A 12,436-nucleotide genomic window follows, 5' to 3' on the forward strand; every position below is an offset into this window, starting at 1 on the left:
GCGGGGGCAATGTCAGAGCTGACCCTCACGGTCATGCGGCTGGGTTTCCTGGCCGTACTGTGGCTGTTCGTGATCGTGGCCGTGCAGGTCATCCGGAGCGACCTGTTCGGTACGCGTGTCACCCAGCGCGGATCGCGTAGGGAAGCCGCGCGCCCGCAGCAGCAGCAGGCGGCCCGGCAGCAGGCCGCGCCCCCGCAGCAGCGCGGGCAGCAGGGCGGCGGCGGCCGACGCGGCCGCAACGCCCCCACCAAACTGGTCGTGACCGAAGGCACACTGACCGGTACCACCGTTGCGCTGCAGGGCCAGACCATCAGCCTGGGCCGGGCGCACGACTCCACGATCGTGCTGGACGACGACTACGCCTCCAGCCGTCATGCCAGGATCTACCCGGACCGCGACGGCCAGTGGATCGTCGAGGATCTCGGCTCCACCAACGGCACCTACCTGGACCGTTCCCGGCTGACGACCCCCACACCGATCCCGCTGGGCGCGCCGATCCGCATCGGCAAAACCGTCATCGAGCTGCGGAAGTAGTACGACAATGAGCGAGCGGAGCGAGCACGCAGCGGCAGGCCGCACCCCGGTCTCCGGCGCGCTCCCGACCGGAGGGTGGGCAGTGTGGCTCGACACGACCGGCTGTACCCGGAGCCGACGGGCGAGGTGCGTATGAGTCTGTCCCTGCGCTTCGCCGCCGGATCGCACAAAGGCATGATCCGCGAGGGCAACGAGGACTCCGGTTACGCCGGTCCCCGCCTGCTCGCCATCGCCGACGGCATGGGCGGCCAGGCGGCCGGCGAAGTCGCCTCCTCCGAGGTCATCTCCACCCTGGTCACGCTCGACGACGACGTGCCCGGCTCCGACATCCTCACCTCCCTCGGCGTCGCCGTGCAGCGCGCCAACGACCAGCTGCGCGCCATGGTCGAGGAGGACCCCCAGCTGGAGGGCATGGGGACGACCCTCACCGCCCTGCTGTGGACCGGCCAGCGACTCGGTCTGGTGCACGTCGGCGACTCGCGCGCCTATCTGCTGCGCGACGGGGTGCTGACCCAGATCACCCAGGACCACACCTGGGTGCAGCGGCTCGTCGACGAGGGCCGGATCACCGAGGAAGAGGCCACCACCCACCCGCAGCGTTCGCTGCTGATGCGTGCCCTCGGCAGCGGCGACCACGTCGAGCCCGACCTGTCGATCCGCGAGGTCCGGGCCGGCGACCGCTATCTGATCTGCTCCGACGGCCTGTCCGGCGTCGTCTCCCACCAGACGATGGAGGAGACCCTCGCCAGCTACCAGGGCCCGCAGGAGACCGTGCAGGAGCTGATCCAGCTCGCGCTGCGCGGCGGCGGCCCCGACAACATCACGGTGATCGTCGCCGACGTCCTCGACCTGGACACCGGGGACACCCTCGCCGGGCAGCTGTCGGACACCCCGGTCGTGGTCGGTGCCGTCGCCGAGAACCAGCTCCATCTGCACGACAACGGGATCATGCAGACCCCGGCCGGCCGCGCCTCCCACCTCGGCCGCCAGGGCCACCGGCAGGGCGGCGGCGAGTTCGGCCCGCCCGGCTCCGGCGACACCACCGGCTATGTGCCCGCGGGCAGCTTCGGCGACTACACCGACGAGGACTTCGACAAGCCGCGCAAGAGCCGCAAGTGGCTGAAGGGAACGCTGTACGGCGCCCTCGCCCTCGCGGTCATCGGCGGCGGCCTGTACGGCGGTTACCGCTGGACGCAGACGCAGTACTACGTCGGCACCAGCGGCGAGCACGTCGCGCTGTACCGCGGCATCAGCCAGGACCTGGCCTGGGTGTCGCTGTCCAAGGTGGAGAAGGACCACCCGGAGATCGAACTCAAGTACCTGCCGCCCTACCAGCAGAAGCAGGTCAAGAGCACGATCGCCGCGGGCGGCCTGCAGCAGGCCCAGACGAAGATCGAGGCACTGTCCGTGCAGGCTTCCGCGTGCAGGAAGCAGGCGGAACGCACGGCCGCCGAGAGCGAACGGAACGCCAGGACGGGCCAGGGCCAGGCAGGAGGCACCACGGGAACCAACCGTGCCTCCTTCACGTCCAAGGCATCACCGTCCCCGAAGCCGTCGGGCTCGGCGTCCTCTTCGACGCCCCCCTCGAAGCCCTCGACCCCGTCCGCGACCGCCACTCCCCGCCCCGGCCCGAGCCTGTCCGAGGATGAGCAGAAGGTCGTCGATCAGTGCGGCAAGCAGTAGGCAAGCCGTGAGAGGCCCCGTCACACGATGAGCAGTACTACGAATCCGACGCACCACACGTCGACGATCGGCGCGATCGGTGCCCCGAGCCGCCGCAACACCGAGCTGGCCCTGCTGATCTTCGCCGTGGCCATCCCGGTGTTCGCCTACGCCAACGTGGGCCTGGCCATCAACGACCAGGTTCCGGCGGGCCTGCTGAGCTACGGCCTGGGCCTCGGTCTGATGGCCGGCATCGCCCATCTCGGCGTCCGGAAGTTCGCGCCGTACGCGGACCCGCTGCTGCTGCCGCTGGCCACCCTGCTCAACGGGCTCGGGCTCGTCATCATCTACCGCCTCGACCAGTCGAAGCTGCTCCAGTCGCTGCCCCACTTCTCCCCGTCGGCGCCCCGCCAGCTGCTCTACACCGCGCTGGGCATCGCCCTGTTCGTCGCCGTGCTGGTCTTCCTGAAGGACCACCGCGTCCTGCAGCGCTACACGTACATCTCCATGTTCGCCGCCCTGGTCCTGCTCCTGCTGCCACTGGTGCCCGGCCTCGGCGCCGACGTCTTCGGCGCCAAGATCTGGATCCGGATCCCCGGTCTCGGCTCGCTCCAGCCCGGTGAGTTCGCGAAGATCGTCCTCGCCATCTTCTTCGCCGGCTACCTGATGGTGAAGCGGGACGCGCTGGCCCTGGCCAGCCGCCGCTTCATGGGCCTCTACCTGCCGCGCGGCCGCGACCTCGGCCCCATCCTGGTCGTCTGGGCGATCTCGATCCTCATCCTGGTCTTCGAGACCGACCTCGGTACCTCGCTGCTGTTCTTCGGCATGTTCGTGATCATGCTGTACGTCGCCACCGAGCGGACCAGCTGGATCGTCTTCGGTCTGCTGATGTCCGCGGCCGGTGCCGTCGGCGTGGCGAGCTTCGAGCCGCACATCCAGACGCGTGTGAACGCCTGGCTGAACCCGATGCGCGAGTACGAGCTCAGCCGCCAGATCACCCACGACGGCGTCCTCCACTCCGACCAGCTGCAGCAGGCCCTGTGGGCCTTCGGCTCCGGCGGCACCCTCGGCACCGGCCTCGGCCAGGGCCACTCGGACCTGATCAAGTTCGCCGCCAACTCCGACTTCGTCCTCGCCACCTTCGGCGAGGAGCTGGGCCTGGCGGGCATCATGGCGATCCTGCTGATCTACGGCCTGATCGTGGAGCGCGGCGTGCGCACCGCCCTCGCCGCCCGCGACCCGTTCGGCAAGCTGCTCGCCGTCGGCCTGTCCGGCGCCTTCGCGCTCCAGGTCTTCGTCGTGGCCGGCGGTGTCATGGGTCTCATCCCGCTGACCGGTATGACCATGCCGTTCCTGGCCTCCGGCGGTTCCTCCGTGCTGGCGAACTGGGCACTGATCGCCATCCTGATCCGCATCAGCGACACCGCACGCCGCCCGGCGCCCTCGCCCGCCAGCAACCCCGACGCCGAGATGACCCAGGTGGTCCGCCCGTCATGAACAAGCCCCTGCGCCGGATCGCGATCTTCTGCGGACTGCTCGTCCTGGCCCTGCTGATCCGCGACAACTGGCTCCAGTACGTCAAGTCCGACGAGCTGCGCACCGCCCCGCAGAACCGCCGGGTCACCATCGAGCGCTACGCCAACCCGCGCGGCGACATCATCGTCGACGGCAATCCCATAACCGGATCCGTCGTGTCCAAGAACGGCGACTTCAAGTACAAGCGCACGTACAAGAACGGGCCCATGTGGGCCCCGGTCACCGGCTACTCCTCGCAGGCCTTCGACAGCAGCCAGCTGGAGAAGATCAACGACGGCATCCTCACCGGCAACGACGACCGGCTCTTCTTCCGCAACACCCTCGACATGATCACGGGCAAGCAGAAGCAGGGCGGCAACGTCGTCACCACGCTGAACGCGGCCGCGCAGAAGGCGGCGTTCGACGGGCTCAAGGAGCGGGGCGGCAAGGGCGCGGTAGTGGCGCTCGACCCGTCCACCGGCAAGATCCTCGCGCTGGCCTCCTACCCGTCGTACGACCCTTCGTCCTTCGCGGGCAACTCCACCTCCACGGACTCCAAGGCCTGGACCGCGCTGCAGAAGAAGAACAACCCGGCCGACCCGATGCTGAACCGGGCGCTGCGCGAGACCTACCCGCCGGGCTCCACGTTCAAGGTGGTCACGGCGGCGGCGGCGCTGGAGAACGGGCTGTACACGGACGCCACCTCGCCCACGAGGTCGCCGCTGCCCTGGATCATGCCGGGCACCACGACCCCGCTGAAGAACGAGGGCAACATCGCCTGCAAGAACGTCAGCATGGAAGAGGCGCTGCGGATCTCCTGCAACAGCGTCTTCGGCAAGATCGGCGCCGACCTCGGCAACGACAAGATGCTGGCCGAGGCGAAGAAGTTCGGCTTCGACTCCGAGCAGTTCACCCCGGTCCGCTCGAACGCCTCGGTGTTCTCCGACAACATGAACCCGTCGCAGACCGCGCTCTCCTCGATCGGCCAGTACAACACCGCGGCCACCCCGCTGCAGATGGCCATGATCGCCTCGGCCGTCGCCAACGACGGCAAGCTGATGAAGCCGTACATGGTCGACGAGCTGCAGTCCTCCAACCTCGACCCGGTCGCCAAGACCGAGCCGAAGGAGATGAGCCGGCCGCTGTCCCCGAAGAACGCGCAGATCCTGCAGCAGATGATGCAGACGGTGGTCGAGAAGGGCACCGGTACCAAGGCGCAGATCGGCGGCGGCGTCACCGTGGGTGGCAAGACCGGTACGGCCCAGCACGGTGTGGCGAACAGCGCAAACCCCTACGCATGGTTCATTTCGTATGCCAAGCTCAGCGACGGCAGCTCGCCGGTCGCCGTGGCCGTGGTGATCGAGGACGAGAGCGCGCACCGCGATGACATCTCCGGTGGCGGCCTGGCCGCGCCGATCGCGAAGAACGTCATGAAGGCGGTCATCGACTCCAAGAAGTGACCCTGCACACGTCCCCTTCACATCGCTGCACGTTGCGATACCGGTCCTGTATCGGGTTACGGGCTTGGCCAGGTCACACACAGCGAGCCGGGTACGGTAGGCCCGGACGGCAGCCTCCGGCCGCACACACGTGGCGGCCGGGACCGACGGAGAGGGCTGGTAGGTAGCTATGGAAGAGCCGCGTCGCCTCGGCGGCCGGTACGAGCTGGGCCAGGTGCTCGGCCGTGGTGGCATGGCGGAGGTCTACCTCGCGCATGACACCCGGCTCGGCCGCACCGTGGCGGTGAAGACGCTGCGCGCGGACCTCGCGCGCGATCCGTCCTTCCAGGCCCGCTTCCGCCGGGAGGCCCAGTCGGCCGCCTCGCTCAACCATCCCGCGATCGTCGCTGTCTACGACACGGGCGAGGACTACATCGACGGGGTCTCGATCCCGTACATCGTGATGGAGTACGTCGACGGCTCCACGCTCCGTGAGCTTCTTCACTCCGGTCGCAAGCTCCTGCCCGAGCGCGCCATGGAGATGACCATCGGCATCCTGCAGGGCCTGGAGTACGCCCACCGCAGCGGCATCGTCCACCGTGACATCAAGCCGGCCAACGTCATGCTGACCCGCAACGGTCAGGTCAAGGTCATGGACTTCGGCATCGCCCGGGCCATGGGCGACTCCGGCATGACCATGACGCAGACGGCCGCGGTGATCGGTACCGCCCAGTACCTCTCCCCGGAGCAGGCGAAGGGCGAGCAGGTCGACGCCCGCTCGGACCTGTATTCGACGGGCTGCCTCCTCTACGAGCTGCTGACGGTACGGCCGCCGTTCGTCGGCGACTCCCCGGTCGCCGTGGCCTACCAGCATGTACGCGAGGAACCGCAGGCGCCCAGCGTCTTCGACCCCGAGATCACCCCCGAGATGGACGCCATCGTCCTGAAGGCGCTGGTCAAGGACCCGAACTACCGCTATCAGTCGGCCGACGAGATGCGCGCCGACATCGAGGCCTGCCTCGACGGCCAGCCGGTCGCGGCGACGGCCGCGATGGGCGCGGTGGGCTACGGCGGCTACCCCGACGACCAGCCGACGACGGCCCTGCGCCACGACGCGGGCGCCGGCGCCACCACCATGCTCCCGCCGATGAGCCCGGACGACGGCGGCTACGGCTACGACGACCGCCCGGACCGGCGCCGCCAGCAGAAGAAGAGCAACACCTCCACGATCCTGCTCGTCGTCGCCGGCCTGCTGGTCCTGGTCGGCGCGATCCTGATCGGGAAGTACGCGGTCGACGGGAAGAACACGGACGACACCTTCGCGGCCCCGAACTTCGTCGGCAACAGCTACGCCACCGCCCAGAAGATGGCCGTGAACTCGGACCTGAAGCTGGCGGCCCCCACGCGCAAGGAGTGCGAGAGCCAGCCCAAGGGCAACGTCTGTTCCCAGGACCCCAAGCCGGGCACGGACGTGAAGAAGGGCGACACGATCACGCTGGTGGTGTCGAAGGGCGCGCCCACGGTCCTCGTACCGGATGTCCGCGGCATCCAGTACGACAAGGCCGAGAAGCAGCTGAAGGACAAGGGCTTCCTCGTCGACAAGAAGACCGAGGTGTCCCCCCAGCCGCCCGGCATCGTCACGGCCCAGAACCCCGATGGCGGCGTGTCACGGCAGAAGGGCTCCACGATCACCCTCACGGTCGCCAAGGCCGAGGAGAAGATCGCCATCCCCAGCGACCTCGTCGGCAAGTCCTGCGACGACGCCAAGGCCGAGCTCCAGAACCTGGGCCTGGTGCCGACCTGCAACGACACACCGACCAACGACCCCAACCAGGACGGCAAGGTCCTCTCGACCAACCCGACGGCGGGCGAGCAGGTCGTCAAGAACACCAACGTGGCGATCAGCGTCGGCAAGGTGCAGGGCCAGACCGGCCAGGTCCAGGTCCCGAACATCCAGGGGCAGAAGCTCAAGGACGTCAAGGCCCTGCTGCAGCAGGCCGGCCTGCAGGTCGGCAACATCACCGGCTCGCAGGACGACAACGCGATCGTCTTCACGTCGAACCCGGGCCAGGGCAGCACGGTCCAGCAGGGTTCGTCGGTCGACCTGGTCACCGTCGGCCAGAACGGCAACGGGAACAACGGCGGCAACGACGGCGGCACCAACATCTTCGGCGGCACCGCCGGCTGACGCCCCCGACGTCTCCGAAGGCCTCGGCACCCCTCGTGCGTGCCGGGGCCTTCGCCGTGTCCCGAGGCCTTCGCTGCACGCCGGGGCCATCGCTGTGTGCCGAGGCCTTCGCGAGCGAGTCGGTCAGGGGCCCGCGCGGCCTGGGTCGCAGACCGATCAGCGCCCCTGATCCGCCGGCTGCGGATCACCTCGACGGCATGGAGCTCAGTCGAGCCGCCGAGGCTCCCGGAGTGGGCACGGCCTGGCGCGAAGAGGCCCGAAGCCGCAAGAGGAAGTCGCGGCTTCGGGCCTTCGGCATGTCAGAGGACGGAGCTCCTCGGAGACCCCCGGTCAGCCGGACAGTTCCTTCGGCGGCGTCCGCTTGCTGTCCACCTTCTCCACCCGGACCAGCTCGCCCCACACCACGTAGCGGTAGCGGGAGGTGTACACGGGGGTGCACGTCGTCAGGGTGATGTAGTGGCCCGGCTTCTTCTTACCGGACTCCTCGGGGACCGACGACAGCACCTTGACGTTGAACTTCGAGGTCTCGGGGAGGATCGAGAACACCTTGTAGACGTACCAGTCGTCCTTCGTCTCGAAGACGATCGGGTCGCCCTGGTGCACCTTGTCGATGTTGTGGAACTTGGCGCCGTGGCCGTCGCGGTGGGCGGCGAGGGCGAAGTTGCCGTCCTTGCCCGTGACGGGGAGGGTCGCCTTGACCGGGTCCGTGTAGTAGCCGGCCACGCCGTCGTTCAGGACGTCCGTGCCCGTGCCCTTCTCGACCAGGACCTCGCCGTTCTTCATCGACGGCACGTGCAGGAAGCCGATGCCGTCCTTGGTGTCCAGCGCACCGGGACCCGAGTCGGCGGCATGGGCCCAGTGCTGGCGGACCTTGTCGGCCTCCTTGTGCGCCTTGCGGTCCGCTATCACGTTCGTCCACCACAGGGAGTAGACGACGAACAGGGCGAGCAACAGGCCCACCGTGATCAGGAGTTCCCCGAAGACACTCACCGCCATCGCGATCCGGCCGGGGCGCCGGCGGCGCGCGCCGGGCGCCGGCCCGGACGCGTCCGTGTGCTCTTCGGTGTCGTCGGCGGTCGCTGCCACTGTTCTTTTGCCCCTACTCGATGAGCGCGTCGGGTTTGCCCTTGCTGCGCGGGCGTTCCTCGACCATCTTGCCCCAGACGATCAGCCGGTACTTGCTGGTGAACTCCGGTGTACAGGTGGTGAGGGTGATGTAGCGGCCCGGCTCGGTGAACCCCGAACCCCTGGGGATCGGGTTCAGCACACTGGTGTTGGACGGCGAGGTCACCGGCAGCGTCGAGGTCACCTTGTACACGAAGTACGTGTCCTGTGTCTCGACCACGACCGCGTCACCGGGCTTGAGCTTGTTGATGTACCGGAACGGCTCGCCGTGCGTGTTGCGGTGGGCGGCCAGTCCGAAGTTTCCGGCCCTGGCGCTCGGCATCGCCGTCTTCAGCGCACCCTCGCCGTAGTGCCCGACCATGCCCTTGTCGAGCACCTTCTTGTTGCTGACGCCCTCCGCTATCGGCGCCACCACGTCCAGCGTGGGGATGTGCAGGATGGCGAAGCCCTGGCCCGGCTCGAACACCCCCGGGCTGCGCTTGCCGCTGGCCCAGTCGTCCTGCAGCTGGTGGGTCTCGCTGCCCGCCTGCGCATGCGCGCGGACGTTCGTCCACCACAGCTGGTAGGTGACGAACAGCAGCATCAGCACGCCGGTGGTGATGAACACCTCACCGATCGCCCGGCTCGCGAGGACACCCGGGCTCGGCTTGCGCAGCCGCGCCTGACGCCGGGCCTCCACACGGGAGAGCGGCCGCCGCGGCCCCGGCGCCGACTCCGGCGAGGTGCCCGTCGGACCCGCCGGCTCCCGGTGGCCGCCATGACGGCCACCACGCCGCTTGGCTGCCTTCCTGCGGGCCGCACGGCCACCCGGTGCGGGTCCAGTGCTGTAGGAGGCTGAAGGGGCTCCTGAGGCGCGTATGGGCTCGTTCTCGGGGCCCGGCTGCGGATCGGGGATCCGCAGCGCCATCGTTTCCTCGTCCGCCGCCGGCGCCGCCGGGACCGTCGGCATCGGCGCCGTGGCAGGCTCGCCCGCGCTCGCGTACGGCACACGGCCGTAGGACTCGTACGGCCCTGCGCCGTACAAGTCCTCGCGCTCGGGGCGCAGCGCGGTCACGCCGTGGCCCTGCCCACCACCGGGGCGAGCCCCGCCGACCTCGCCACGGCACCCTGGTCGCCGCACTCCACCAGCCAGTTGGCCAGCATCCGGTGCCCGTGCTCGGTCAGCACCGACTCGGGATGGAACTGCACGCCCTCGACCGGGAGTTCCCGGTGGCGCAGGCCCATGATGATCCCGTCGTGCGTACGGGCCGTGATCTCCAGCTCCGCCGGGACGGTGGCCGGCTCGGCCGCCAGCGAGTGGTAGCGGGTCGCCGTGAACGGGGAGGGCAGCCCGGCGAAGACGCCCCTGCCCTCGTGCTCCACCAGGGAGGTCTTGCCGTGCAGCAGCTCGGGCGCCCGGTCGACCACACCGCCGTACGCCACCTGCATCGACTGCATGCCGAGGCAGACCCCGAAGACCGGCACTCCGGTCGAGGCGCAGTGCCGGACCATGTCCACGCACACGCCCGCCTGCTCCGGCGTCCCCGGGCCGGGCGAGAGCAGCACGCCGTCGAAGCCGTCCTGGGCGTGACCGGTGGACACCTCGTCATTGCGCAGCACCTCGCACTCGGCACCCAGCTGGTACAGGTACTGGACGAGGTTGAAGACGAAGCTGTCGTAGTTGTCGACGACGAGAATCCGCGCACTCACTGGTTGTCCACCGTCACATCGTTGAAGGGCAGCAGCGGCTCGGCCCAGGGGAAGACGTACTGGAACAGGACGTAGACCACGGCCAGGACCAGGAGGAGTGAGATCAGCGCCTTCACCCATGCGTGCCCCGGCAGATGCCGCCAGATCCAGCCGTACATGCCGTCCCTTCCGTTCCACCACGGCACCTGACTCACGCCGTACAGCACCAGACTAACGGCGCAGAGCCTTCGGTTCGCCTGACTCCACAGGCTGTGTGGAGTCCAAGTGCGCCCAGACGATCAGCCGGTGGCTGTGCCCCCATTCCGGATCACACGTGGTCAGCGTCAGATACCGGCCCGGGCGCGTGTACCCCGACTTACGTGGCACAGGGTCGATCACCTCAACGTCGGTCGGAACGGTTTTGTAGGGCCCTTTGTCGATCCGATACGTGAACCAGGTGGTTCCGTCCGTGAGCACCACCGCATCGCCCGGCCGCAGCAGCGGGAAGTCCTTGAAGGGGTCGCCGTAGGTACGCCGGTGGCCGGCGACCGCGAAGTTGCCCTCCTGGCCGAGCCGGGCCGTCCCGGCGTAGTGGGCGAGGCCCTTCTTCAGCACGTCCGTGCCGGTGCCCTCCAGCACCGGCTTGTTCCACGTGAAACCGAGCCGCGGGATGTACATGATCGCGAAGGCCCTGCCTTCGTGGTACGCGGCCGGCTTCGGCACGTCCGCGGCGGTCCGCGAGGTCCCCGCGCCCCCCGTCGGAGTGCCCGCGGTCCCGGCCGAGGGCCGCACGCTCCCCTTCGACCACTGCTGATGCAGCTGGTCGATCTGGTCGTTCATGGCCCCGTCGGCCTGCACGCCGGTCCAGAACAGCACGTAGACGACGAAGAGCACGATCAGACTGCCGACGGTGATGCACAGTTCGCTGACGGTCCTGACGATCACGCGCACCGGCGGCTCCTGAGCGGACGGCTACTGCACGGGTTTCGCGTAGTGCAGATCCACTGTGCCCGAGTAGCCCGGCAGAGTCACCGTTCCGTCGTCGGTGACTTTCCAGCCGAGGCCGTAGACGTTGACGTAGACCATGTACGTCTGGATCGCCTTGCTGGCCGCGAGCGCCTGCTGGAGCCTGTCCGGGTCCCCCACCGCAGTGATCTTGTACGGCGGTGAGTAGACGCGGCCCTGGAGGATCAGGGTGTTGCCGACGCAGCGGACGGCGCTGGTGGAGATCAGCCGCTGGTCCATGACCTTGATGCCCTTGGCCCCGCCCTGCCACAGGGCGTTCACCACGGCCTGCAGGTCCTGCTGGTGGATGACCAGGTAGTCGGGCTGCGGCTCCGGGTAGCCGGGGAGCTTGGCGGTGGCGTTCGGCGGGGCGTCGTTGAGGGTGACGGAGATCGCCCTGCCCGTGAGTTTCTGGGTGCCCGTGCTCTTCTCCAGCCCGGTGAGCTTCTCGTCCTGGGCCTTGGTGCTGCCGTCGTCGCTCTCCGCGAGCGACTCCACGCTCTCGCGCAGCGCCGCGCTGGACTCGTCCAGCTCCTTGTTCTTGCGGCTGCGCTCCTGGATCAGGTCGGACAGCTTCAGCAAGGAGGAGTCCTTGCGGATGTCCGTGCCCTTGGCTGTGTTGAAGCTGGTGAAGAAGATGAGCCCCGCCAGCGCGAAGACGGCCGCCGTGAGGATCCGCACCGGACGGAAGCGGCGCCCACGCGAGGGGCCGGGATCTGTTGATCCCGTCCCGGGGGAGTCGGCAGAATTGCTCAACGTACCCTTATCTCCTTCGGCGCCGCGGAAGCACTACGCTAACGGACGCCCGGGGGAGCACTCAGTGTCCCCTTGTACGCTGCCCCGGACCGACCCAGTTACCTGCGCGGCCACGCAGCGCATCGACAGGAGAGACCCTCGTGCCGAAGTCACGTATCCGCAAGAAGGCCGACTACTCGCCGCCGCCCGCGAAGCAGGCACAGGCCATCAAGCTGACCAACCGTGCCTGGGTCGCGCCCGTCATGCTGGCCATGTTCCTCATCGGCCTGGCCTGGATCGTCGTCTTCTATGTGAGCAATGGCTCGCTGCCGATCGACAGCCTGGACAACTGGAACATCGTGGTCGGCTTCGGCTTCATCGCCGCCGGCTTCGGTGTCTCCACGCAGTGGAAGTAGCCACGGCGGGAGCAGCTCTGCCCAGGGCTGTTCGCTGAGTTATCCACAGCCTCGACGGCCTGTCCACACCCTCCCTGGGGAAAAGACTACGATCTGTGGATAACTCATCGGCCGTTGACGCCGGTGTGACTGCCCTACCGGTCCCCATA

12 protein-coding genes are annotated in these 12,436 nt (G+C 68.6%); 6 read left to right on the forward strand and 6 right to left on the reverse strand.

Annotated features, from left to right (window positions below; genetic code table 11):
• The first annotated feature begins 9 nt into the window (after positions 1-9).
• The 5 genes from ACZ7P3_RS02395 (at position 10) to pknB (ending at position 7,338) form a co-directional block, all read left to right on the forward strand.
• Positions 10-534, forward strand: a complete 525-nt coding sequence (locus tag ACZ7P3_RS02395) for an FHA domain-containing protein FhaB/FipA (protein ID WP_472078491.1) — start codon at positions 10-12, stop codon at positions 532-534.
• Positions 535-666: 132 nt separating this feature from the next.
• The gene (locus tag ACZ7P3_RS02400) at positions 667-2,217 is read left to right on the forward strand and encodes a Stp1/IreP family PP2C-type Ser/Thr phosphatase (RefSeq protein WP_472078810.1); all 1,551 of its coding nucleotides are present in this window, start codon (positions 667-669) and stop codon (positions 2,215-2,217) included.
• Positions 2,218-2,244: 27 nt separating this feature from the next.
• Positions 2,245-3,693: an FtsW/RodA/SpoVE family cell cycle protein gene (locus tag ACZ7P3_RS02405; RefSeq protein ID WP_472078492.1), complete on the forward strand. Its 1,449-nt coding sequence runs from the start codon at positions 2,245-2,247 to the stop codon at positions 3,691-3,693.
• Positions 3,690-5,171: a peptidoglycan D,D-transpeptidase FtsI family protein gene (locus ACZ7P3_RS02410; RefSeq protein WP_472078493.1), complete on the forward strand. Its 1,482-nt coding sequence runs from the start codon at positions 3,690-3,692 to the stop codon at positions 5,169-5,171. The genes ACZ7P3_RS02405 and ACZ7P3_RS02410 overlap by 4 nt, the downstream gene beginning before the upstream one ends.
• Before the next feature lie 169 nt (positions 5,172-5,340).
• Positions 5,341-7,338, forward strand: a complete 1,998-nt coding sequence (pknB, locus tag ACZ7P3_RS02415) for a Stk1 family PASTA domain-containing Ser/Thr kinase (RefSeq protein ID WP_472078494.1) — start codon at positions 5,341-5,343, stop codon at positions 7,336-7,338.
• 330 nt (positions 7,339-7,668) lie between these two features.
• Here pknB and ACZ7P3_RS02420 read toward each other — a convergent pair whose 3' ends face one another.
• From ACZ7P3_RS02420 to ACZ7P3_RS02445, 6 genes are read right to left on the reverse strand one after another with little or no spacing between them, the layout of a single operon-like run.
• Complete coding sequence (locus tag ACZ7P3_RS02420) at positions 7,669-8,424, reverse strand: class E sortase (RefSeq protein ID WP_472078495.1); 756 nt, start codon at positions 8,422-8,424, stop codon at positions 7,669-7,671.
• Positions 8,425-8,437: 13 nt separating this feature from the next.
• Positions 8,438-9,517, reverse strand: coding sequence for a class E sortase (locus ACZ7P3_RS02425; RefSeq protein ID WP_472078496.1), 1,080 nt, complete (start codon positions 9,515-9,517; stop codon positions 8,438-8,440).
• A complete protein-coding gene (locus tag ACZ7P3_RS02430) occupies positions 9,514-10,152 on the reverse strand; it encodes an aminodeoxychorismate/anthranilate synthase component II (protein WP_472078497.1) in 639 nt (212 codons plus the stop codon). Before ACZ7P3_RS02430 ends, ACZ7P3_RS02425 begins: the two co-directional genes overlap by 4 nt.
• On the reverse strand, positions 10,149-10,346 hold the full coding sequence (locus ACZ7P3_RS02435; protein WP_472078498.1) for a hypothetical protein: 198 nt from the start codon (positions 10,344-10,346) through the stop codon (positions 10,149-10,151). The genes ACZ7P3_RS02430 and ACZ7P3_RS02435 overlap by 4 nt, the downstream gene beginning before the upstream one ends.
• A gap of 16 nt (positions 10,347-10,362) precedes the next feature.
• Positions 10,363-11,082, reverse strand: a complete 720-nt coding sequence (locus tag ACZ7P3_RS02440; protein ID WP_472078499.1) for a class E sortase — start codon at positions 11,080-11,082, stop codon at positions 10,363-10,365.
• A 21-nt stretch (positions 11,083-11,103) separates the two neighbouring features.
• Positions 11,104-11,892 (reverse strand): DUF881 domain-containing protein, encoded by a 789-nt coding sequence (locus ACZ7P3_RS02445; protein ID WP_472078500.1) that lies wholly within the window; start codon positions 11,890-11,892, stop codon positions 11,104-11,106.
• A gap of 140 nt (positions 11,893-12,032) precedes the next feature.
• Here ACZ7P3_RS02445 and crgA point away from each other — a divergent pair, with 140 nt between their 5' ends.
• Positions 12,033-12,287 (forward strand): cell division protein CrgA, encoded by a 255-nt coding sequence (crgA, locus tag ACZ7P3_RS02450; RefSeq protein ID WP_472078501.1) that lies wholly within the window; start codon positions 12,033-12,035, stop codon positions 12,285-12,287.
• The last annotated feature ends 149 nt before the right edge of the window (positions 12,288-12,436 follow it).

It is taken from the genome of Streptomyces sp. NPDC107581, assembly GCF_055657175.1.